At 61.8% G+C, this 22,284-nt stretch carries 14 protein-coding genes, 1 tRNA gene and 3 pseudogenes; 13 read left to right on the forward strand and 5 right to left on the reverse strand.

From position 1 onward, the window contains the following. Window positions 1–63: 63 nt before the first annotated feature. Complete coding sequence (locus BW09_RS08405; protein ID WP_140464864.1) at window positions 64–1,827, forward strand: PLP-dependent aminotransferase family protein; 1,764 nt, start codon at window positions 64–66, stop codon at window positions 1,825–1,827. A gap of 309 nt (window positions 1,828–2,136) precedes the next feature. Here the strand turns inward: BW09_RS08405 and phnX are convergent, their stop codons facing one another. From phnX to BW09_RS08425, 4 genes are all read right to left on the reverse strand, one after another. Then, window positions 2,137–2,916 carry a phosphonoacetaldehyde hydrolase gene (phnX, locus tag BW09_RS08410; protein ID WP_044089980.1) on the reverse strand — a complete coding sequence of 260 codons (780 nt, stop codon included), beginning with the start codon at window positions 2,914–2,916 and terminating at the stop codon, window positions 2,137–2,139. A 60-nt stretch (window positions 2,917–2,976) separates the two neighbouring features. Continuing rightward, a complete protein-coding gene (phnW, locus tag BW09_RS08415) occupies window positions 2,977–4,185 on the reverse strand; it encodes a 2-aminoethylphosphonate--pyruvate transaminase (protein ID WP_140463305.1) in 1,209 nt (402 codons plus the stop codon). Between the two features lie 156 nt (window positions 4,186–4,341). Beyond that, window positions 4,342–7,209 carry an ABC transporter permease subunit gene (locus BW09_RS08420; RefSeq protein WP_140463307.1) on the reverse strand — a complete coding sequence of 956 codons (2,868 nt, stop codon included), beginning with the start codon at window positions 7,207–7,209 and terminating at the stop codon, window positions 4,342–4,344. A gap of 3 nt (window positions 7,210–7,212) precedes the next feature. After that, window positions 7,213–8,013 (reverse strand): ABC transporter ATP-binding protein, encoded by an 801-nt coding sequence (locus BW09_RS08425; protein ID WP_044089962.1) that lies wholly within the window; start codon window positions 8,011–8,013, stop codon window positions 7,213–7,215. 400 nt (window positions 8,014–8,413) lie between these two features. Between BW09_RS08425 and BW09_RS08430 the strand changes: the two genes are divergently transcribed. The 5 genes and pseudogenes from BW09_RS08430 (at window position 8,414) to BW09_RS08450 (ending at window position 13,921) form a co-directional block, all read left to right on the forward strand. Continuing rightward, complete coding sequence (locus BW09_RS08430; RefSeq protein WP_044089978.1) at window positions 8,414–9,283, forward strand: MurR/RpiR family transcriptional regulator; 870 nt, start codon at window positions 8,414–8,416, stop codon at window positions 9,281–9,283. Between the two features lie 367 nt (window positions 9,284–9,650). Next, a tRNA-Arg gene (locus tag BW09_RS08435) sits at window positions 9,651–9,723 on the forward strand. Between the two features lie 404 nt (window positions 9,724–10,127). Next, a pseudogene (locus tag BW09_RS08440) lies at window positions 10,128–10,823 on the forward strand (ABC transporter ATP-binding protein); the annotation flags it as partial. 299 nt (window positions 10,824–11,122) lie between these two features. After that, window positions 11,123–12,406, forward strand: a complete 1,284-nt coding sequence (locus BW09_RS08445) for a COG1361 S-layer family protein (protein ID WP_238566984.1) — start codon at window positions 11,123–11,125, stop codon at window positions 12,404–12,406. Between the two features lie 15 nt (window positions 12,407–12,421). Further along, entirely contained in the window at window positions 12,422–13,921 is a 1,500-nt protein-coding gene (locus BW09_RS08450; protein ID WP_140463309.1) for an ABC transporter permease, read from the forward strand. Between the two features lie 201 nt (window positions 13,922–14,122). On the opposite strand, the pseudogene BW09_RS08455 reads toward BW09_RS08450, so the two are convergent. Then, a pseudogene (locus tag BW09_RS08455) lies at window positions 14,123–16,121 on the reverse strand (1-deoxy-D-xylulose-5-phosphate synthase); the annotation flags it as partial. 336 nt (window positions 16,122–16,457) lie between these two features. Between BW09_RS08455 and BW09_RS08460 the strand changes: the two are divergent. From BW09_RS08460 to BW09_RS08490, 7 genes and pseudogenes are all read left to right on the forward strand, one after another. Next, a complete protein-coding gene (locus BW09_RS08460) occupies window positions 16,458–17,450 on the forward strand; it encodes a zinc-binding dehydrogenase (protein ID WP_140463313.1) in 993 nt (330 codons plus the stop codon). 146 nt (window positions 17,451–17,596) lie between these two features. Continuing rightward, window positions 17,597–18,097, forward strand: coding sequence for a 5-(carboxyamino)imidazole ribonucleotide mutase (gene purE / locus BW09_RS08465; protein ID WP_044089958.1), 501 nt, complete (start codon window positions 17,597–17,599; stop codon window positions 18,095–18,097). Then, window positions 18,081–19,247, forward strand: a pseudogene (gene purK, locus BW09_RS08470) (5-(carboxyamino)imidazole ribonucleotide synthase); the annotation flags it as partial. The gene purE and the pseudogene purK, both read left to right, overlap by 17 nt. A 111-nt stretch (window positions 19,248–19,358) precedes the next feature. After that, window positions 19,359–19,751: a Fur family transcriptional regulator gene (locus BW09_RS08475; RefSeq protein ID WP_044089957.1), complete on the forward strand. Its 393-nt coding sequence runs from the start codon at window positions 19,359–19,361 to the stop codon at window positions 19,749–19,751. Between the two features lie 286 nt (window positions 19,752–20,037). Continuing rightward, window positions 20,038–20,244, forward strand: a complete 207-nt coding sequence (locus tag BW09_RS08480) for a zinc-ribbon domain-containing protein (RefSeq protein ID WP_044089956.1) — start codon at window positions 20,038–20,040, stop codon at window positions 20,242–20,244. 250 nt (window positions 20,245–20,494) lie between these two features. Continuing rightward, window positions 20,495–21,340: a hypothetical protein gene (locus tag BW09_RS08485; protein ID WP_044089954.1), complete on the forward strand. Its 846-nt coding sequence runs from the start codon at window positions 20,495–20,497 to the stop codon at window positions 21,338–21,340. Then, on the forward strand, window positions 21,334–22,269 hold the full coding sequence (locus tag BW09_RS08490) for a hypothetical protein (protein ID WP_140463318.1): 936 nt from the start codon (window positions 21,334–21,336) through the stop codon (window positions 22,267–22,269). The genes BW09_RS08485 and BW09_RS08490 overlap by 7 nt, the downstream gene beginning before the upstream one ends. The last annotated feature ends 15 nt before the right edge of the window (window positions 22,270–22,284 follow it).

The following is a 22,284-nucleotide window of genomic DNA, read 5'->3' on the forward strand; positions in this document are numbered from 1 at the left end:
GCATGAACGATATGCGTGTATAGGCACGTGCGGCGTGTATCTCATGCAGGAAGGTGGCGGGCCATGCGGCTTGAGCTCAATCGACGCAGCAATGTGCCGTTGTATCGGCAGCTGGCAGGTGAACTGCGTGAGCAGATCGTCTCCGGGGCGCTCGCCGAAGGCTACCGTCTCCCGCCTGAGCGCGAACTCGCGGTGCGGCTCGAAGTCAACCGCACTACTGTCTTACAGGCGTATCAGCAGCTCAAGGATGAGGGGCTCATCGCATCCAAGGTCGGCAAAGGCACGTTCGTGCTGCCCAATGATCCATCGGGGCCGGCGGTGGCCGGAGAATCCGCATCCTCTCGGCAGGCGCAGGTGCGGGCAAACCTTACGACAATCTCATCCATACCGGCATCATCGTCCTCTTCGTCCTCCTCCCTCGCGGCCTTCGCGCCGTCACGAGGGTCAATCGCCATTTCGGTACAGGGACAGGCTGATGTCACAATGCGGGGCGCGTCGCCCGAATCCGCTGAGCCTACGGTCATCCGCCCACCGTGGTCGGTGCTGTTCAGTGATTACTCCAATCGGTTCACCTATCACGACATCGCCTCCGCCGAACGCGCCCAGCAGTCGAGCAACACGGTGATAGACTTCGCCACCGGTTCGCCGAATCCGGCCGATATTCCCGACGATCTATTGCGCAGGGTGAGTCTGGAAGCCTTCGCCTCACATGAATTCGACGGCCAGCCGGAGTCGCCCATCGAGGGTTTCCCGGAATTGCGCGAACTGCTCGCCGACCATATGCGCTCCCGAGGCGTGCATTGCCGGGCGCGCAATGTGATGGTGCTTTCCGGCTCCGAACAGGGCATCGATCTGATCGTACGTGCATTCGTCAATCCCGGGGACTGCGTGCTGGTCGAACAGTCCACGTTCTTCCCGGCCCTGCAGTCATTCCGTTCGGCGGATGCGCGCATCATTGGCGTGCCTATGGACGGGCATGGCATGCGTACCGATCTGCTTGAGGGGTATTGCGCGCGGTTCCGGCCGAAGCTCATCTATACCGTACCTACATTCCAGAATCCCACCGGCACCGTCATGCCGCTCAACCGCCGTCGTGAGCTCATTGAGGTGGCTCGCCGGTATCAATGCCTCATCGTCGAGGATGACGCCTATGGCGAACTGTGGTACGGGCCGGCGGAGGAAACCGAGGCGGACGACGCATCGGGATTCGCATTCGGGCCTGTACCGAGTCATGTGCAGGAGGACATGCATGAGCCCGCGGAGGACGCGGCGCTGTCGCGGCGCAGACCGGTACCGTTGGCCGGCATGGAGAACGAGGGATACGTGATGTATCTGTCCACGTTCTCGAAGACCGTGACCTCGGGGCTCAGAACCGGGTGGATTGTGGCCGACCCGCACGTGATCGGCCGACTTGCGGCGTTGCGGCGGATGGTGGACCAGCATACGAGTACATCCTCGCAACGCATCTGTCTGGAACTGCTCAAAGAGGGTCGCATCGCCGAGCACGTCCGCGCGCTGGTCGTCTCGTATCGACGACGCCGGGATACGGCGGTCGCTGTATTGCGGCGGTATGCGTCCGATGGGATGGACTGGATTGTTCCGGAAGGCGGCTATTACATCTGGGTATCGCTGCCGGAGGGGGTGCGATCGCTGGATGTGCTCGCAGCGTGCCGGGCGCAAGGTGTCACCTTCATGCCGGGAGGGGTTTTCGACGTCGACGAGATGGATGATTCCCACCTGCGTCTCAATTTCGTGCGCCCCGATGCTGTGGACATCGAGCGTGGCATCAGGGCCATCTGTGGAATCATCCGCGAAGCGCTGCGGTGACGAGGCGTACGGCGGTGCCGAGGCGTACGGCGGTATGCCATGAGACACTATGAGACTCTATGCATCATCTGTTCAAAACGTATGCTGCCTCGTGGCAACGAAAAAACGGGACGAAACATAAGTTATTGACGAGGTCACATTATGTTTCGTCCCGTTTTGGGGTGTCAAAGTGGGACGAAACATAATGCTATGCCATCAGAAACTTATGTTTCGTCCCACTTCAGCCCATGATTCGCCGGATTGGGCCAATCCGATTGTCCCGGCTGGTCAGTGCTGGTTGGTCTGATTGGGCCAGCGAATCCGCCGGATTCACGCGATCTGGGCGAGCAGGGTCGGCAGCTCGGCCATCGTGTCGATGACCGCGTCGGCACCGGCGTTGACGAACGCGTCACGGGCGGCCGAGCGGGCGGCGGCCTTGTCGGCTTCGGACAGGGCGTTGAACTCATCCTCGGACAGCGCCATCTGGGAGCTGCCTTCGGTGACGCCCACCGTGAACACGCCGGCGTTCTTGCCTTCGCGGATGTCGGAGAGGGTGTCGCCCACCTTGACGGCCTTGCGCACGTCGGTGACGCCGAGCTTCTCAAGGTTCCTGAACACCATGTACGGGTAGGGGCGGCCGAAGCCGTTCGTGCCGTCCGGGCTGATCCAGAAGTCCGGTGCATAGCCGTTCTCGGCTGCCTTCGGCACCACGATTTCCATCATTTTGTCGGTGTAGCCGGTGGTGGAGCCGATCTTGAGACCCATCGCGCGCAAGGCGGCCACGGCGTCGATCACGCCCGGCTTCGGGTCGGCGAAGCCGTCGAGGATGGAGAGCAGCTTCGGCTCGAAGTGGCTGTAGACGGCGTCCACGTCAGCGTCGGTGGGGGCGGAGCCGTGGGCGTCCTCCCATGCGCGGGCGATGCGGTTCATGTGCAGCATCGTGTTGATGTGGTCATGCTTGAGCATGCCCATCGGCTTGCGGGTCTCGTCCATGGTCGGCTCGATGCCGAACTCCTTGAACGCTTCCTGGAATGCGCGCACCGGGGCGAAACAGCCGTAGTCCACGGTGGTGCCGGCCCAGTCGAAAATGACGGCTTCAAAACGAGTCATAACATTGCTTTCTCTTAGTAGAACGAATGCGATTGAGGGATCTTGGTGGTACGGGTTGTGTCAGGCGGTGAGCTTCACGTTGGCGGGGGCGGCGGCCTTGATCGGGGCTCCCGCGGCGTCCATCGCGGCGATGGCGGCCGGTACGGAATCCAGTCCGGTCGCGGCAGCCAACAGGCCGCGCTCGCCCATGTACAGGGCCAGCAGCTCGGTCACCTTCTCGATATCGTCGGTGTAGATCTCGCCGATGTTGCCGAGACGGAAGGTCTCCTCATCGGTCAGCTTGCCCGGGTAGATGGCGTAGCCGCGCTCCTTGATGAACTCGTACATGTCGTGGAAGTCGAACTGCGTGCCCTCCGGGTAGAGGAACGTGGTGATGATCGGGCCCTGGTGGTCGGCGAGGAACACGCGGAAGCCGAGCGCCTTCATGCGGGCGATGAGCAGGTGGTTATTCAGGGCATAGCGGGCGGAGCGTGCCGGGATGCCGCCTTCGGCGAACATCTCGTCAAGCGCCTTGGAGAAGGCGAGCACCACGTGGGTGGGGGAGGTATAGCGCCACTTGCCGTTGGCCTTCTCGAGGGTGTTCCACTGGTCCCACAGGTCGAGGGAGAGGGAGCGGGCCTTGCCCTTGGAGGCTTCGAGCTTGGCCTTGTTGCAGATGATGAAGCTGAAGCCGGGCACGCCCTGGATGCACTTGTTGGCGGAGGAGACGAGGAAGTCGATGCCCCAGTCCGCCACCGGGATGTCCACGCCGCCGAAGGAGCTCATGGCGTCCACCATGAAGGTGCAGCCGTGCTTCTTGGCCACGGCCGCAACCGCCTGGATGTCGTTGAGCAGGCCGGAGGTGGTCTCGGAGTGGATCATCGAGACGTGGGTGATGGACGGGTCGGCGGCGAGGTATTCCTCCACGCGGGCTGCGTCCGGGATGCGGTCGTACGGCTCGGCGTACTGCGTGTAGGCGATGCCGGCGTGCTCGCAGATCTTGACCTGACGGTCGCCATAGGCGCCGTTGGTGCACAGCAGCACCTTCTCGTCCTTGCCGATCACGGAGGTCAGCACGCTCTCGACGCCGAAGGTGCCGGAACCCTGCATGAGCACGACAGTGTAGTCGTCGGCGTTGCAGTGGGCCAGCTCGAGCAGCTGGCGGCGGATCTTCTGCGTGATCTGCTGGTAGTCCTCGTCCCAGGTGCAATGGTCGAAGAGCATCTCCTCCTTGACGGTGCGGGTGGTGGTCAGCGGGCCGGGGGTCAGCAGCTTGTATTCGTTTGCCATGGTGATTGATTCCTTTCTGGTGATGCTGCGGGTGAGTCTAGTCATCCGCGTAGTTTCTGTAATCTTCTACGTAGTCTGTCGAATGAAAACGGCGTGTTGCCTGTAGTCGACTACAGGCAACACGCCTGTGGGCGGGGATTATGCTGGATTATTCGCTTAGTCCTCGCCTTGTGCGATGCGCTTGCATTCGGACGAGAAGTCCTGATGCTGTTGCAGCAGATCCACGGTCAGCGGCTTCGGGAAGGACTTGGAGCGCTTGGAGGCGTTCGCAGGGGCCTTCTCGCCTTCGTAGAGCGGGGTCGGGTAGGTCTGCAGGAGTTCCTTGCGGCCCTTGTCGATGATGATGCCGGCCATCTTCTGCGCCTTCGGGTTGGTCTTCGCGCCCTTGTCGAGCACGGCCACCGACTCGGTCAGCGAGTAGTTGCCTTCGGTCGGGTCGACATAGTCGATCGGCAGGCCCTTCTTCTTGTCCGCGACCGCTTGGTGTCGCAGGCCGAAGCCGATCGCCACTTCCTTGGCGCGCACGGCCTTGAGCGGGCCGGAGCCGGACTGCTCAAGATGCGGGCCGGCGTTGCGGTAGATGTCGGTCAGGATCTGCTTGCCCTTGTCGCCGGTGCCGTAGGCGTCGACGATGGCCTGGATCATCAGCCAGCCGGTGGAGGAGCCTTCCATGTCCGGCACGGAAATCAGTCCCTTGTATTCGGGCTTGGCCAGATCGGCGTAGCTCTTCGGCGCCTCGACGCCTGCGGCCTTCAGGGCCTCGGTGTTGATGATGATGGCGCCTTCCTGGGCGGTGGTCGGGGAGCGGTAGGCCGGTGCCTTCGAGTTCTCCGTGTTGCCCAGCAGCTTGGTGTGCACATCGGTCAGATCGGCGAACATGTGGTTGCGCTCCTGCGCGGAGTCCACATAGTAGGAGCTCATCGTCAGCATATCGGCCTCAAGCGCCTTGCCTTCGGCCAGCATCTTGCCGCCGAGCTCGGAGGTGCCGAACTCCTGGATGATGTACTGGTCCTTGTAGCCGTTGTTGTCAAGCGCGTTCTCAAAGGCGGTCACCGCCTCCTCGTCGGCGTTCGTGTAGATCACGACCTTGCCGCCGGCCGCAGCGGCACCAGTGGAGAAGGTACCGAAGGCCACCAGCAGCACCACGACCACTGCGGAGACGATGCCGGTGAACATGTTGCGGGTCTTGCGGTTGCCGTCGTTCGGCAGCTGGAAGGCTGCGGCAGCGGCGGTCAGCTGGCTGCTCGGACGGACCGCGGCGGCCGCAGCGGCCACCTGCGGGGTCTTCACGGCGGCGCGGGCCTTCTTGGCCTCCTTGGCGCGTTCCTTCGAGCGGTCACGGGTGGCGAGGGCGATCAGGCCCTTGACCACGAGGTTCACCACGAGGATGAGCAGCGAGAGCACGAACACGTCATCGAACTTGGCGATGTGCTGCAGGGCGGAGATCTTGGTGGTGATCACCTGCGTGCGGGCGCCGGTCAGGAAGACCACCGCGGAGATCGTCACCATCGCGTTGACGAAGTAGTATCCGAAGATCTGCAGCAGCGTGGGCCAAGCGTTCGGCGTGACCACGCGCACCAGCGTCTTGAACCAGCTGTCGCCCATGAGCTTGGCCGTGGTCTCCCAGCCTGCGTTCATCTTGGTCAGCGAGTCCTTGATCATCTGGTATGGCGTGGCGAAGTAGTGGATGATGTTCGCGATGATGAGGATCCAGAACGTGTTCTGCAGCGGGGAGCCGGAGAACATGAACAGGAAGGCGATGCCGAGCACCATGCCAGGCACGGTGTTGATGATCGCGGAGATCGCGTCCACCGAGCGGCGTGCCCAGGCGGGCAGCTTGGAGCGCGAGGTCACCAGGCCTGCGGCGTAGACGAACACGCATCCGAAGATGGCGGTCATCACGGCCACGTACAGCGAGTTGGTGAACACCTGGGTCAGCTGGGAATCGGTGAACAGGTTGGCGATGTGGCTGAAGGTGAAGCCGAGGTGGTCGGGCCATTCCTGAACGAACGGGATGAGCAGGATCACCAGGAACACGGAGAGCACGCACACCAGCGTCACCACCGAGAGGATGCCGCAGATCCAGTCGCGCTTCTTGCCCTTGGGCAGGTCGACCTGGCTGATCTGCTTGTAGCGGATGGCGAAGCGCTCAAGGACGGTCATCAGGATGATCGAGATGATCGAGGGGATGAGCATGAACACGGCGATCACGGCACCACGGTTGAAGTTCGGGATGGAGCCGAGCATCTGGTTGAACAGCGTCATGGCCAGCACGTCGTACTCGCCGCCCACCGAGGTCGGGATGCCGTAGTCGGTGAACGCCAGGAAGAACGATTGGATGAAGGCCACGGCCATCGTGCCGATCAGCGGCCTCAGTACGGTGTTGAGGAAGGTGGTGAACGGGTTGTCGCCCATGATGTGGGAGACGATGATGAACTTCTTGTCCACGAACTGGAAGCTGTTGTTGATCAGCAGGAAGCAGGTGGGCAGTGTGTAGATCACATAGCCGATCAGCAGGCCGTTGAAACCGTAGATGTCGAACAGCGGGTGGCCGATGAGCTGGGTGATCAGACCATTCTTGCCGAACGAGTAGATGATGGCGAAGCCGTAGGTGATGGTCGGCAGCAACATCGGCAGCTGCGCGAGCAGGGCCACGGCCTTCTTGAAGCCGGCCGGCACGTTGGTGCAGTTGATGGTGTAGCTCAGCAGGAACGCGAGGATCACGGCCACCAGCGCGGAGACCGCGGCCACGGTCAGCGAGTTGGTGATCGACCGCATGAACTCGGGCCGGGAGAGGATCGTCGCATAGTTCTCAAGGGTGGCCGCGCCGCCTGCGGTGGTGAACGAGCGGATGATCACGAGGATCATCGGCACCACGAGGAAGCCGACGAAGCACACCGCCACGATGATGAGCAGCGTCCACAGTTCCGTCTGCTTCGGCTTGGATGGGCGGCGCTCGTAATTGACTATTTCAGGGCGGATGCTGGGCAGTTGGTTGCCCGCCTGGATGGATTCGACCGACATCGCTCAGGCCTCCTGACCTTCGGCGGCGAGCTGGGCGTTGGCCTTGGAAGCGTTCGCATCGCCCTCGTTGAACAGGGTGTAGATGTTGTTGCGCTTGACTTCGAGCTGGTGGAGGATGAACTTCTTGACGAAGTCGCTGGCCGGATGTTCGATGATGTTCTCCGGGGTGTCGAACTGGGCCACCTTGCCGTGGTTGATGATGAGCACCTTGTCGCTCATCGTGCAGGCTTCCTCAGGGTCGTGCGTGACCATGATGGTGGTGAGCTTGTACTGCTCCACGATCTGCTTGATCTTGGCCTTGATGGATTCCTTGATCACGCCGTCCAATGCGGACAGCGGCTCATCGAGCAGCAGCAGCTTCGGCTTCATCACCAGCGTGCGTGCCAAGGCCACACGCTGCTTCTGGCCGCCGGAGAGCTCGTCGATGTGCTTGTTCAGGTGCTCTTCGAGGCCGAGCAGGGAGATGAGCTCCTTGATCTCCGCCTCGGAGGAGATGCCGGGGTTGTTGCGCAGGCCGTAGGTGATGTTCTGGTATGCGGTGAGGTTCGGGAACAGCGCGTAGTCCTGGAACACGATGTTGAAGCCGCGCTTCTCCATCGGCACGTTCGTCAGGTCCTCGCCGTTGTAGAGCAGCTGGCCGCTGGTGGCGTCCGTGATGCCCAGGATGATGTTGAGCAGCGTGGTCTTGCCGCCGCCGGAGGGGCCGAGGATCGACATGATCTGGCCGTCGCCAAGGGTGATGCTGATGCCGTTCAGCACGTGGGTGTCGCCGAACGACTTGGTGATGTTCTTCAGTTCGAGCATATTTCTCAACTTGCCTTTCGTTTGGCCGCCTTTTCGTCTGTCTGACGGTGTGTGTCAGGTTTGACGCTCGGACGGTCCGAACTTGCTTGACGCCGCATGATGTGACGTCATGATCGGTGTTCCGTTATCACGGCTCCAACCTCATGCCGTACTTCCATAGTGCGTCGATGCGGGGTAGCGATTGTATTACATCGGGGAAAGCTCGGAGAAAGGACTGTGAACAGCAAGTGAAATTACATGGTTTTCGTGTAGTCGTGTAGTTTTGTGCAAACGGAGGCGGCCGGCGGAAGAGTTCAGTCACAGTTCATATTGCGGTCAATGCAAATGTCCGATTTCGCGGCGTGAGCCGGTAGGCTCGGAATCGTACAAGATGGCAATGGCAATGAACGGGAGCGTACCTGTGCAATCGTCAGTGGGAATACGGGAGCGTATCGACCACGTGTACCCTACGCTGCGTCCGGCCGAGCGGGCCGTGGCCCAATACATTCGTGACCACACCGAGGAGGCGGCCGATCTTACGGTCGGACAATTGGCGGATGCGTCGCATGTAAGCCAGCCCACCGTGATTCGGTTCTCCCGCAAACTGGGATTCGGCGGCTACCGTGAACTGCGGTATGTGCTGCGTCACCCCGCCGCCGCTCATCAGGTGACGTTCGATCCATTGTCCGGATTCGACCTGAATCCTTGGGATAATGTCGATGAGATTCCTGCCAAGGCCGCCGATGGTGCCAAAGCGCTGATCGACGAGATGCGCGGTGCCTTGGATGCCAAAGCCTACCGTAAGGCGGTCGAGATCATCGCCGAAGCGGGTTTGATTGATATTTTCGGCGTGGAGAATTCGCTGACGCCGGCCATGGATCTGTTCACGAAGTTCGAGTATCTGGGGCTCACCAGTCGCCTCAATACCGATGCGTACCTGCAGCAGATCGGCGCCGGACACCTGACTCATGGCGATGTTGCCATCGCGTTCTCCCACTCCGGAAGCTCGGCTGATACGGTCAAGGCGCTGAGGTTGGCGAAATCGCGTGGGGCCAAAACCATCGCGATCACCAACGCCATCGGCGCTCCCTTGGCCAGCTGGGCTGATGTAGTGCTTGTGACCGGGCGCGACTCGCATGCCATCTACGGCAATGCGATCTTCTCGCGCGTGGCCGATACCGCGCTCGTGGACATGCTGTACATGGGCGTGATTCTCTCCGATTACGGCCGCTTCTCCACCGCGCTGGACGAATCCGGCCGTATGATTCGCGACCGCGTCTTCGAAAGCTGAACTTCTGGATTGATTCGTTCGGCTGTGGCGACTTGCGATGTGATGGATCGCGCCACGATTGGCAATGGTCTGCGTGCCCCGCTGCTGCTCGCGGTTGCCTGTGGTGCTCGGGAGAACTGTAGTCGATTCTATAAGCGGCTGTAAGTGCGCGTCCCAACGATGATGGCGCGTACTTACGGTCTGTATTGCCGCTGAAACCGGCTGTAAGTACGCGTGACCTTCGTCGAGACGCGTACTTACAGTCCCTTTCCGCGAATCGCAGCGTATTTCATGCTCCAATAGCGCGACGGGTATTTCCTTCAGCGTCGTTTTTTGAGAGGCAAATGCATCATGGGTCGTGGCCGTCTAGTACGTTATTCCTTTGCATGCCCCTGTAGCTCAATGGATAGAGCCACGGCCTTCTAATCCGTCGGTTGCCCGTTCGAGTCGGGTCGGGGGCACGTGAACAGAGCCGGTTTTCGTTGCGTGAGTTTGACGAAACCGGCTTTTTTGTGCGGTCGGGTGAAGAGGCCTTTGCATGCGTGATCCGGGAACACTATCCGGGAACACCCTTAGGGGATGCACAGGCATGGGCAAACGCTATAGACTGGCTGCGGATGCGCTGACAGCTGGATGAATGCGACGGTCTGGAGGCCTCACGTCGAGGACGTGCATTCGCAGAGCAGGTTTTCTCTGCGGATGTCAGTGCACAGCAGCGTCCGCCAATGGCGACGAACGAGGGAAGAGGGTGCCTATGACCCAGGATGTTGTTCGGCATGATGCCGATGACGTTGGAAATGACGATGCCCGAACCAATGACCGCAGTGCTGGTTCCGGCGGTAAGGTCGCCCGGCCCATCATCGAGGTGCGCAACCTGCGCAAGGAGTACCCGGTTGAAGACGAGACCGTAGTGGCGTTGGAACGCGTGAACCTCGCCATCCCGCAGGGTCAGATCTGCTGTATCTTCGGCGAATCGGGCTCCGGGAAATCCACCTTGCTCAACCAGCTTGCCGGCATGGAGAAGCCCACGCGCGGCGGCGTCAGAATCGGCGGTGTGCCGGTCAGCAAACTCGACGAGCGTGAATTGGCGGCCTTCCGCCAGAAGCACATCGGCTTCGTGTTCCAGTCCTACAATCTGTTGCCCAATCTGACCGCGCTTGAAAACGTGGCCATGCCGCTCATGTTCCGGGGCGTTCCGAAAGCGCAACGCGAACGGACGGCCCGCGGCATCCTCAAGCGCGTCGGCCTCGGACACCGCATCGGGCACTACCCACGGCAGATGTCCGGCGGCCAGCAGCAGCGTGTCGGCATCGCCCGCGCGTTCGTGACCAGGCCCGAGGTCGTGTTCGCCGACGAACCCACCGGCAACCTCGATTCCAAGACCAAGGCCGAGGTCATGGCGATGATCTGCGCGTTCGCCCGCGACTTCAACCAGACCATCGTGCTGGTGACCCATGACCCGCAGATGGCCGCATACGCCGACCGCATCGTCACCCTGCTGGACGGCCGCATCATCAGCGATACGGCCAATCGTCCAGCAGCGGCGCAGTGGCCGGATTCAATGCATCCAACGGATGCGGCCAAATCCCAGTTGTCTGCAACCACAGCATCCCGTCGAGGCGACAACAGCACACAGCGCCTTGAGTACAACCGGAACCAATACCAGTCCCCAACCCAGCCGAACACCCAGGAGCGGCGCGAACAAGGAGCCACAAGATGACCATGCATTCCATTGAAGCCGATACCCGCAAGCCGGGTTCCGCGATCGCGCTGTCCACAATAACCCCGGACGCAATAACCCCGGACGCAACCGGGCCCTCTGCCGCTCGCCGGGGCGTCGTCCGCCTGTTCGCCGCCATCATGGCGATGTTCGTCGCACTGGCGTTGCTGGTCGCCATGCCGGCAGCCCATCGGCAGGCGTTCGCCGAAGACGGCGCCAGCGTGTCCGGCGATGGCGGCTCGGGCGAGGTCACGACCCCTGTGGCCGGACCGGTGCCGAACATCATCGTCACCAACTTCACCACCGGCGCCGACACGGTGGCAGCCGGCTCCAAGTTCGATCTGAACTTCACCTTCCAGAACAAAGGCCAGGTGGCCGTGACGAACATGGTGGTCACAGTGGACGGCGGCGAAAGCTTCGCGATCGCCGGCGGTACGAACACCTTCTACGTGGACGCGCTGTGGGCCGGCTATTCGCTGTCCCAGACCGTGCCGATGCAGGCGCTGTCCTCGGCGAAAAGCGGCGCGCAGCCCATCGGGCTGAGCTTCAAATACGAGTATCTGGACTCCGGGGCGCGCAACTCGACCCAGTCCGACATCAAGATCTCAGTGCCGATCAGCCAGCCCGACCGCTTCGAGATCGGCGAGCCGGTGCTGCCCGATCAGGTGATCGCCGGCCAGGAGGCTACGCTCACAATGGAATATGTGAACAAGGGCAAGGGCGACATCGCCAACGTGGAGGCCACGATGGAGGGCGAGGGCTTCGACGCCACGATGAAGAACCAGTATGTGGGCAATGTGGCATCCGGCGCCACCGGCTCGATCGGCTATGCGTTCACCCCGCAGGCGGCGGGCGAGCTCGACGCCAAGCTTAAGATCACGTATGAGGACTCGGACGGACAGACCAAGACCAAGGAATTCCCGGTCAAGCTCACCGTGGCGGACATGCCGCCCGTGGACGAGACGATGGTCGACGACTTCAGTGAGCCCGCCGCCGGTCCTGCCGTCCCTTGGTGGGTGTGGGTGGCAGGTGCCTTGGGCATAGTGGTGCTGATTGTGGTGATTGTGCTGTTGGTGCGCCGCCATCGCAAGAAGAAAGCGAAGAGCGATATCGATGAGGAGTGGGACGACTGGGCGGAAGGCAAGGGCGCGGATGGCACGTCCGCCGAGCGGAACGCCGGTTCGGCGGGCTCCTTGGCAAACTCCAGGACGAGCTCCCCGACAGATTTCAAGATCGGTGGCTCTGGTTCGGATGCGACGCCGACTGTGGTGATTACGCCGGCTGCCGGTGCTTCGGCTGCCGGTTCCACGGCCGCCGCCGGTGGCCCTGCCGAATCCACTGCGACTGTTGCCCCTGCGGCGGGCGCGTCGCGGTCCGAGGCACAGACCGCCATCCAGCCTTCCTCGCCTGCCCACAAGGCCTGAGCGAAAGGCCATGCCATGCGATTCGGCGATATCCTGCGGCTCTGCCGCCAGAACCTATGGAGACGCAAATCACGCACGATCCTGACCGTGCTCGGCGTGATCGTCGGCTGCTGCTCCATCGTGCTCATGATCTCCCTCGGCCAGGGCATCAACGAACAGAACGAGAAGATGCTCAAGCAGATGGGCGATCTCTCCATCGTCACCGTCTACACCTCCGGCGGAGGCAGGACGAACACCGGCTCGGGCACCACCGAGGTCAAGCTGGACGACAAGGCCCTCGAGAGCTTCCGTTCGCTGGGCAACGTCTCCGGTGTGACACCGGTGATGAACCTGCCGTACAACGCCACGCTCAAGGCCGGTTCGGGTGGGCGGTACGTGGCCGACTTCGTGCAGATCATGGGCATCGACATGACGCAGTTCGACCAGATGGGCTACACAATCAAGGACGGCTCCATGCCGGTCCGCGATGGTCAGGTCCTGGCCGGCGAGTGGCTGGCGTACGACTTCATGGACACCCTGCGCGGCGGCGAGATGCGTTACGCCAACCGTGGCGACGGCTCGTATTCCTGCACGTATAACGAGGCCACCGGCCAATGCGAGGAGCCTGAGGACCAGGACCCGTATTTCGATCCGATGAAAACGCGGCTGACGCTGGTCACCGGCACCGACTACCAGGGCAGCTCCTACAGCATGCAGATGATGGGCGGCGGTTCCGGGAGCGGCACGGGCTCCCAGTCGGAGACCGTCACCGTGGACCTCACCGTCTCCGGCATCACCAAGGCGGACCAGAGCAAGGGGTACTCCACCTCCAGCGGATTGGTCATGGACCTGAAGGACCTGAAGGCGCTGATTGCCAAAGTGGACCCGTCCACGGCCAAGAAGACCTCAACCACATACGATCAGGCGTTCGTCAAGGTCACGGATCTGTCGTCCGTGCCCGAGGTGGAATCGCAGATCAAGGCGATGGGCTTCGACACCTCGTCCTACGAGGACATGCGCAAGTCGCTGGAGGAGCAGTCGCGGGCCATCCAGCTCATCCTCGGCGGCATCGGTGCCGTGTCCCTGCTGGTTGCGGCCATCGGCATCGCCAATACGATGGTCATGTCCGTGACCGAACGCACGCGCGAGATCGGCATCATGAAGGCGCTCGGCTGCTATGTGCGAGACATCCGCGTCATGTTCCTGGCCGAGGCCGGGGCGATTGGCTTCTTCGGAGGACTCATAGGCTGCATCATCAGCGGACTGATTTCGCTGGCCATCAACCTCATCGGCATGACCTATCTCTCGTCGATGATGTACGGAGCGTCTGACGACGCCGCCTCGCTGTCGTTCGGGGAGCGGCTCTGGCAGGCGCTGGTCGGCGGCGAGGATGTGACCCGCTACTCGGTGATCCCCTGGTGGCTGTTCGGTTTCGCCATCCTCTTCTCCACGTTGATCGGCTTGCTGTTCGGATTCGGTCCGGCCAACAAGGCCGTGAAGATTCCGGCGCTGGACGCCATCAAAAACAGCGAATGATCGAGTCGACGACCTGCTTCACGGTCAGGCCGTAACGGTCGTTGAGCTCGGCGAGGGGAACGCGGTCGGTGAATTCCTTGGCGGCGCCGAAGTTCAATACGCGGGGATTCGCTGGCGCGGCATGTGTGTCATGAGATGTGTCGCCGAATGCAGGAGCGCTGGCTGCAAGGCCGGTGCCTTGGGCTTCGGACGCCGGCCGGATCCAATGGTTGGCATAGTAGGCGGTGATTTTCTCGCCCCAGCCGCCTTCCAGCTGACCGTCCTCAAGGGTGACGACAAGTTGATGGCCACTGCGCAGCGACTCCAAGACGTCCGTATCCAGCGAAGTGCACTGGCGCGGATCGATGACCGTTGCTCCGATGCCGTGCCGGGTGGCAAGTTCTGCCGCAGCGCGCTCCGCCAGCGGATAGGCGTTGCCAAGGCCCACAATCGCCACTCGCACACCCCGGTGGGTGATTCGCCATCTCAGCATGTCTGCCTGGGACTGCGGCAGCGGGGCCGATTGCAGATCGCGGACGGTTGCGGCGATGCGTTCGGCATCGCTGCCGCCGGCGTTCGGGGTCTCCTCCGCCGTATTGAGTGAACCAGTGAGTGAACCAGCCGCTGCGCCGCCGGTCAGCGGCAGCAGGGAGGAATCACGGTCGGCCGCCAGAATCGCCTCACCCGGTACGCGAATCACCACCGCGCCCTCCGGTGCGCCGGGCTTGCCGACCGGCATCGTCGACCAGGCGAGGTCGTGAAGGAACTCGCGGCCGGAAGTCGGCACCAGCATCGTGACACCGGGGATGTTGGCGAACATCGTCAGGTCATAGGTGCCGGAATGGGTGTTGTCCGAGCCGGACAGTCCGCCCAGGAAGTCGAGCACGGTCACACGCGAACGGTTCAGGCTCATCTCCTGGAAGAACTGGTCGTAGGCGCGCTGGAAGAAGGATGCCGTCGTGGCCACCACCGGTGTGCCGCCCGCACGGGCGATGCCGGCAGCGAACGCCACCGCATGGGATTCGGTGATGCCGGTATCCACGTAATGCATGCCCGCGCGTTCGCGGAAATCATGCGTGATGCCGTTGGAGCCCGGAGTGGCGGGGGAGATGACCACGAGCCCTGGCTCGTAGTTAAATCGCGGTTCGAGCGCGGCCATGGCCATCTTGCCATAGTATTTGCGCGGGTCGTCCGGATTGCCCAGCGCGGAATCGGGTTTCTGCCAATGCGACGCCTCGCACTGGCCCTCATGCGGTTCGTGGTCGGACAGATTGCAATGGTCGGAATGCCAAGGCTCCGTATGCAGCACGTTGTCGGTGGAAGCAATGCCCTCGGCCAGATCGCCGGGACGAGTCGTGCCATGTGACATATCGCCGGTATCCATACCCTGCTGCGTGGTGTCGCTCGCTTGCCCATTGCACTCGGGACATCCATCATATCCCGCATATCCCGCGCCTTTCAGCGTATGGATATGCACCACCACCGGATGATCGATGTCCTTTACCTCCTCGAAAGCGGCGACCAGCGCATCCACATCGTTGCCGGCCTCCACATAGCGGTAATCCAATCCGAACGCCTCGAACAGGTTCGGCTGCGCTGTGCCTCCCGAGGCGCGCAGACGGGCGAGCGGTCCGTACATGCCGCCGAAATCGCCGGCGATTGACATCTCGTTGTCGTTGAACACGATGATGAGGTTGCCGCCCTGTTCGGCGGCGTTGTTCAGTCCCTCGAACGCCACGCCGGAGCTCAGCGAGCCGTCGCCTATCACCGCCACCACGTTGCCGATCGTGCTGGATGCGCCTGTCGCGGCGTTTTCGGCGGCGGCATTCTCGGTATCGCGGGTCTTCGCGATCCCGCAGGCCAGCGAAATGGACGTGCCGGTGTGCCCGAGCACGAACTGGTCATGTTCGCTCTCCTCGGGGTTGGTGAATCCGGTCACGTCGCCGAAGCGTTCCGGGTCGAGGTATGCGGCGGCGCGGCCGGTGAGCATCTTGTGCACGTAGCTTTGATGGGAGACATCGAACACGATGCGGTCGCGGGGTGAGTCGAACACGCGGTGCAAGGCCACCGTGGCCTCGACCATGCCAAGATTCGAGCCGATGTGCCCGCCGTGATGGTGCCCATAGGAGAGGAGCGTGGCACGAATCTCACGGCACAGTTCCTTGAGCTGTCCTGCCGGCAGCGCCTTGACGTCGGCCGGGCCGGTGATGCCGCGCAGCAGGGGTGCGTCGGTGGTCGCGGGTGCTGCGCCTTGGGCGGCTGTGGCTGTGGCTGCAGTCGTAGCGGACCGGGGAACGATTGGACGCTCGCTGCTCACGCCGTCGGTGATGACACTGTCCGATTCGTTGCCCCGCACCTCGCCCATATCAGAATTCTCCCCTCGCATCAGACTTCCGAATTCGACATGCTAGCGTCACCTGTTGCCTAAGTCGTTTCGGGCGGGGCAAATACCCCCAACATCTCCGTAAATGCAGTGAGGCGTATGCCGCGTTGGTTCGGGTGTGGAAGAATGGATGCCAGCTCGTCATTGTCAGGTTATTTCGAAGGAGTCAAGCCGATGAAGGCCGTATACGCATCCACCGTCAACCATGATGATCCGCTTGCCGCGCTCGCGGTCGGAGAGCAATCCGAGCCGCAGCCGCGCCAATACTGGTCCACGATTACGACCTGTGCCGTGAGCGTGAACCATCACGATATCTGGTCCCTGCAGGGCGTGGGACTCGCCGCCGAGCAGACGCCGATGATCCTCGGCACCGATGCCGTGGGTGTGCTGGATGAGGACATCCCCGGCAAGCACGGACTCAAGGCGGGCAGCGAAGTGGTGCTGTACACCGTGGTCGGCTCGGATGGCAACGGTGTGGCGCCGGGGGAGCGGCGTTCGATCCTGTCCGAACGATATCCGGGAACCATGGCCGAGAAGGTGGCGGTTCCCAGCGCCAACGTATTCGCCAAGCCGGCGAATCTCACCACTGTCGAAGCCGCCGCGCTTGGCACCAGCTGGCTGACCGCCTATTCGCTGCTCTTCAATGCCGCCGGCGTCAAACCGGGCGACTCCGTGCTGATCCAAGGCGCAGGCGGCGGCGTTTCCACTGCCGCCATCCAGCTCGCCCATGCGGCGGGTCTTGAGGTGTATGTCACCTCGCGCAACGAAGCCAAGCGGGCCAAGGCCTTGGAGCTCGGGGCCGATGCCGCATTGGAGACCGGCGCCCGTCTGCCGCGCAAGGTGGACGCGGTGATCGAGTCCGTGGGTGCGGCCACATGGAGCCATTCCGTCAAATCCGTGCGTCCCGGCGGCACCATCGCCATCTGCGGCGCCACCACCGGTGACCAGCCCGGTGCCGAACTGACGCGCGTGTTCTTCCAGGACATCCGGGTGCAGGGCAGCACGATGGGTTCGCGTGAGGACTTCGCACGGCTCTTGCGGTTCGTGCAGATCGCCGACATCCATCCCGCCATCGATTCCGTGTTCTCCGGTCTCGGCGCCGCGCCCGAAGCCTTCGCCAAGATGGTCGCCGGAGACGTCTTCGGCAAGATCGTCATCGAGCTGTAGGAGACTCCACCGCTGGGACGGCCTGAGAAGAGCGTTGCCTGGCGCTTCAGTGGTGGTGCGACACCAAGAACTCATCGCCTCTGCCGATATGCAAGGCGTAGGAGTACAGTGGGGGCATATTCTCAATAACTAGGGAGTAAATGATAATGGCAAATGAATCCAAGCCCGAAGTCGCGGTGGTCATGGGCTCCTCCAGCGACTGGGAGACCATGAAGCGTGCCTGCGATATCCTCGACCGGTTCGGCGTCGCCTACCACAAGCAGGTCATCTCCGCACACCGCACGCCGGAGCTGATGGCTGATTTCGCGCATAACGCCCGCGCCAACGGCCTCAAGGTCATCATCGCCGGTGCCGGTGGCGCCGCCCACCTGCCGGGCATGATCGCCGCGCAGACCACGCTGCCGGTGATTGGTGTGCCTGTGCGCTCCCACGCCCTCTCCGGCTGGGATTCGCTGCTCTCCATCGTGCAGATGCCGGGCGGCATTCCGGTGGCCACCACCGCCGTCGGCAACTCCGGTGCCACGAACGCCGGTCTGCTCGCCGTGCAGATGCTCTCCGCGTTCGAGCCGGAACTCGCCGACAAGCTTGAGGATTATCGCAACGAACTGAAGGAAAAGGTGGCTGAATCCAATGCCCAGCTTGTCTGAGGAGACGCACGGCGCCACGCAGATGCTGCAGCCGGGTGCCACGATCGGCATCATCGGCGGCGGCCAGCTCGGCCGTATGATGGCCCTGTCCGCCAAATACATGGGCTTCCGCATCGGCGTGCTCGACCCGACGCCGGACTGCCCGACCGCACAGGTCGCCGACTTCCAGATCGTCGGCGAATACGACGACAAGACCGCCATCCATGATCTGGCGGAGAAATCAGACGTCCTGACCTACGAGTTCGAGAACGTCGACGCCGATTCCATCGACGAGGTGCGCCATCTGGTCGCAGCCCCGCAGGGTACCGACCTGCTGCGCGTCACCCAGGACCGCATCAACGAGAAGACCTTCATCAACCAGCACGGCATCGAGACCGCGCCGTGGCGTGAGGTCAACGACTTCGACGAGCTCGAGGCCGCCATCGACGAGCTGCGCTACCCGTGCGTGCTGAAGACCCGCTCCGGCGGCTACGACGGCCACGGCCAGCACGTGCTCAAAAACGATATGGATCTGGAGAAGATTCGCGCCCGCGGCGACCGCGGTGGCGGCTTCCCCCCGTCCATCCTCGAAGGGTTCGTCGACTTCGCGTTCGAGGCGTCCATCCTCGTCTCCGGCAACGGCAAGGATTACGTCACCTTCCCGATCGTGCGCAACGACCACCGCAACAACATCCTGCACATGACGATCGCCCCCGCCGAGGTCTCGCCCGAGATCGCACGCACTGCGCATGAGATGGCCCTGGCGCTCGCGAAGGGCTTCGAGCTCGCCGGCACGCTCGCCATCGAGCTGTTCGTCACCCGCGACAACCGCGTGATCGTCAACGAGCTCGCGCCTCGTCCGCACAACTCCGGCCACTACACCATCGAGGCGTGCTCCATTGACCAGTTCGACGCGCATATCCGCGGCATCGCCGGATGGCCGCTCATCCAACCGAAGCTCCTGAGCCCGGCCGTCATGGTGAACGTGCTCGGCCAGCATGTGCTGCCCACGCGCGCGCAGATCGCCACCCACCCCGAGTGGAACGTGCACGACTACGGCAAGGCGCAGCTGCGCCACAACCGCAAGATGGGCCACATCACCGTGCTCACCGACGACACCGCCCGCACGGTCGCCGAGCTGGAGGCCACCGGATGCTGGGACGACCTGAAACCGTATGAGCGTCCGTTCGTGCAACCGGTGTCGGCAGGCGCGTCTGACGCGGCCGGTACTGCAGCTGCGGCCAGCTCGGCGGCAGGCAGCAGGGAGGCGTGACGTTTCCGTATGGTTGAACATATCGAACGTCAGACCAAGCAGAAAGACGCCATCCGCGCAGCGCTCGCCGGTTGCGAGGAATTCATCTCCGCCCAGGATTTGCATCGCAAGCTGGAGGACGAAGGCTCCAGGATCGGCCTCGCCACCGTGTACCGTCAGCTCAACGCGCTGGCGGACACGGGCGCAGCGGATACCATTCGTCTCGACGGCCAGCAGCTGTTCCGCCTGTGCGGCGACGACGGCCATCACCATCATCTGGTGTGCCGCAACTGCGGCAGGACCGTGGAGATCGACCCGCCGAACGAGGCGTGGCTGCGCAGCGTGGCCGGCAAGCATGGATTCACCGTCGAGTCGCACACGCTGGAGGTCTTCGGCCTGTGCCCCGAATGCCAGAAACGGTGATCGACGCGAAGCGGTGAGACAAACCGACAATAAGCATCGAGGGCATCCTGCGACAACGCGGGATGCCCTCGATGCTTATTGTTAAAAACCAAGACACGCCTGATATTCCGGTGTTTCCAACGGGTGTGAGGCGATTGTCCGGTTACTACCGATTGACGGGCGGTTACAAGGGAGCTGCATCACGGTATATGCCGGGAAGCGGATTATCAAGTGACTGGCCTGACACATTGGCCAGTGGGTCTCATGGTGAGGCTCATCAGAGGAGATTGAGAAGGAGAATACACTCATGAAACCATGCACTCAGTGTGGTACATCCAATCCGGATGAGGCGAAGTTCTGCCGTCAGTGCGGCACGCCGTTCGCATATGCCAATCCGGTGTCCGCCAATCCGGTGTCTGCCGGTCCGATTCCTGCGGGCCCTGCTCCGGCACAGGCCCCTGCGGAGGTCAAGCCTCTGATCAGTTCCGTTGACCATGAACATCCTGGTCAATGATAGCAAGCAGGAGTCGTTCTACCAGCAGTAATAGGTTGTGGCTCCACGCAACGGGTGTGGGCCGGGCGGCATGTGCCTTGGGAATGTCGACGGCTCACTCAGGAGGAACTGCAACGCAACATGCCAGGATACCCGTTCGACCGGAATCGCAACGGCAATGTAACTCTCAAGGACTTGTAGATGGTCTTGGCCGGCTTGCATTTCGCGCTGGTAGTAGACTGGCTTTGTTTCCATTCGATGGGGAGGAGTTATGCCGACAAGTTACGGTAAAGAGCTGCTGGAGGACCGTTGTTTTGCCAGACTCTATGATCTGATATACAACGCTATATCTCCGAAACTGGAATCGTCTGGATATGCGACGGGTCTTAATCCCGCCATCGTGGCGAGGTTCGGCTCCACTGATCCCGATACGTGGACCATGAAATTCATCTTTTCCAATACAAGAAAGAGCAAGGGCATGACCTCGCTCGATTATGAGGAGAAGAGCATCAATCCGCAAATCATCAAACTGCTGCACTCCTCTGGAACGGATGCTGAATTCGAGTCCGGTATTCGCGGTGAAATCAAACATTGGTTCGCTGACTTGTTTGACATGACGGAATTTGGCTTGACCAGACGCGTCATCGAACACGATATGGAGATAGCTGCAACCGTCGTTGATGGCACGAGTTTCGCGAATGTGCCGGAAACCAATCTATGGCATCTACAGACCTGCTCCCCGTTGCAGACGAGATTCTCGGAACAGGAGATTCGTTCGTTTGCATGGCCCTATAGGAGACTGATCGATTGGCCCGATGACCGGCAATATGATGATTACCGAAAGGGGAAGCGCAGTCGACGGCCATTCCTGGATCGCAAACAGATGATTGCGTGCCTCAGCGGTATCCTGCAGAAGGCTGAGGGCTCTGTGGCGATCAACGTGCTGACACGAGCCATCATCAATCTTCATCCATATATGGTTCAAGACGAATCGGACAAATACACCTATGCCGATACCGATGTGGATCTGACGAACATAACCTATGAATCCGTCGGCATGAATGACGATGATACCGACGATTATTCCATTGATGAGCACGGAGGTGAATCATGGTAGAACATGTTCAGACGCCGATGAGGCGTTCATTTACGCTTCCAGCATCTGCGATTCCAGACGAAATCTTCCGCCTCGAGAATCCGGAATACATTGCGAAGCGGCTGGAGCAGCCTGTGGCTGCCGGTCAGCTGTGGATGGCGAAAACCGAGGTCGGCGCCCAGTATGTACTGGTCGGAGGCGTGAATGATGACGCGCGTCTTATCACGGCGATTCCGATGAGCAACAATGACGCTGAGCGAACCGAAGAGGCATTGGTGGTGCGCAATACTCCATTGGGCATGACTATGGTCGCATGGCCGCAGTTGGCGACCGAAGTGCCGGTCCGCATACTGTTCAAGCCGTTGGGCGAATTCGGACAAGCCGCGTCCGATGCGCTGGTCAATGACCGCGAGGATGATGCGCTTGGCATTGAACGCGCGACAACTCCGGAGGATGCGACAACGTCTGCGGCAAAGGCGATTGTCGAGATTCGCAGATGCATGGAAGCATGGCATGCCATGTGCGCCAAGCTGCCGAAGCTGCATGATGAGCAGAAGGTCACTCGGCATTCCGGTGAAGAATTGGAAGCGTACGCGAACGCGTTGAAAACTGTGCTGCAGTTGTCTCCCGGCCAGCGCATCGCTGTCAGCCGCGGTAAGGCGTTGACCGCTGAGCAGCAGAGGAAAATGGCCGAAGCCGGATTCCCGCAGTCCCCATATGACAAGCCTGCTGTGGATGACGATTACCTGATCGAGGTTGAACAGCCGTTGTGGCGCGCAGCTGCGGATGCGTATGCCGCCAGTGGTTTGCCGGGCGATTCGCGTGAGGGTTTGGCATACAAGGCGCAGTTCGAGCTTGCAGCTAGGGTGAACGGGCATGGTGTGCAGGCTTTGCGTGGTGCGCTGCATAAGGCCGCGAACGAAGTGCTGTCAGCATCCGGTAGCCGGTAAGGAGAGGCCGCGGCG

Origin of the sequence: Bifidobacterium sp. UTCIF-1 (assembly GCF_006408915.1) — a bacterium.
Lineage (GTDB): Bacteria > Actinomycetota > Actinomycetes > Actinomycetales > Bifidobacteriaceae > Bifidobacterium > Bifidobacterium reuteri.

What these genes read in the sequence shown, in the direction of transcription:
- BW09_RS08405 (WP_140464864.1), top strand. Translation starts at nt 64, where the DNA reads ATGCGGCTTGAGCTCAATCGACGCAGCAATGTGCCGTTGTATCGGCAG.
- phnX (WP_044089980.1), bottom strand. Translation starts at nt 2,916, where the DNA reads ATGACTCGTTTTGAAGCCGTCATTTTCGACTGGGCCGGCACCACCGTG.
- phnW (WP_140463305.1), bottom strand. Translation starts at nt 4,185, where the DNA reads ATGGCAAACGAATACAAGCTGCTGACCCCCGGCCCGCTGACCACCACC.
- BW09_RS08420 (WP_140463307.1), bottom strand. Translation starts at nt 7,209, where the DNA reads ATGTCGGTCGAATCCATCCAGGCGGGCAACCAACTGCCCAGCATCCGC.
- BW09_RS08425 (WP_044089962.1), bottom strand. Translation starts at nt 8,013, where the DNA reads ATGCTCGAACTGAAGAACATCACCAAGTCGTTCGGCGACACCCACGTG.
- BW09_RS08445 (WP_238566984.1), top strand. Translation starts at nt 11,123, where the DNA reads ATGGCGATGTTCGTCGCACTGGCGTTGCTGGTCGCCATGCCGGCAGCC.
- BW09_RS08450 (WP_140463309.1), top strand. Translation starts at nt 12,422, where the DNA reads ATGCGATTCGGCGATATCCTGCGGCTCTGCCGCCAGAACCTATGGAGA.
- BW09_RS08460 (WP_140463313.1), top strand. Translation starts at nt 16,458, where the DNA reads ATGAAGGCCGTATACGCATCCACCGTCAACCATGATGATCCGCTTGCC.
- purE (WP_044089958.1), top strand. Translation starts at nt 17,597, where the DNA reads ATGGCAAATGAATCCAAGCCCGAAGTCGCGGTGGTCATGGGCTCCTCC.
- BW09_RS08475 (WP_044089957.1), top strand. Translation starts at nt 19,359, where the DNA reads ATGGTTGAACATATCGAACGTCAGACCAAGCAGAAAGACGCCATCCGC.
- BW09_RS08480 (WP_044089956.1), top strand. Translation starts at nt 20,038, where the DNA reads ATGAAACCATGCACTCAGTGTGGTACATCCAATCCGGATGAGGCGAAG.
- BW09_RS08485 (WP_044089954.1), top strand. Translation starts at nt 20,495, where the DNA reads ATGCCGACAAGTTACGGTAAAGAGCTGCTGGAGGACCGTTGTTTTGCC.
- BW09_RS08490 (WP_140463318.1), top strand. Translation starts at nt 21,334, where the DNA reads ATGGTAGAACATGTTCAGACGCCGATGAGGCGTTCATTTACGCTTCCA.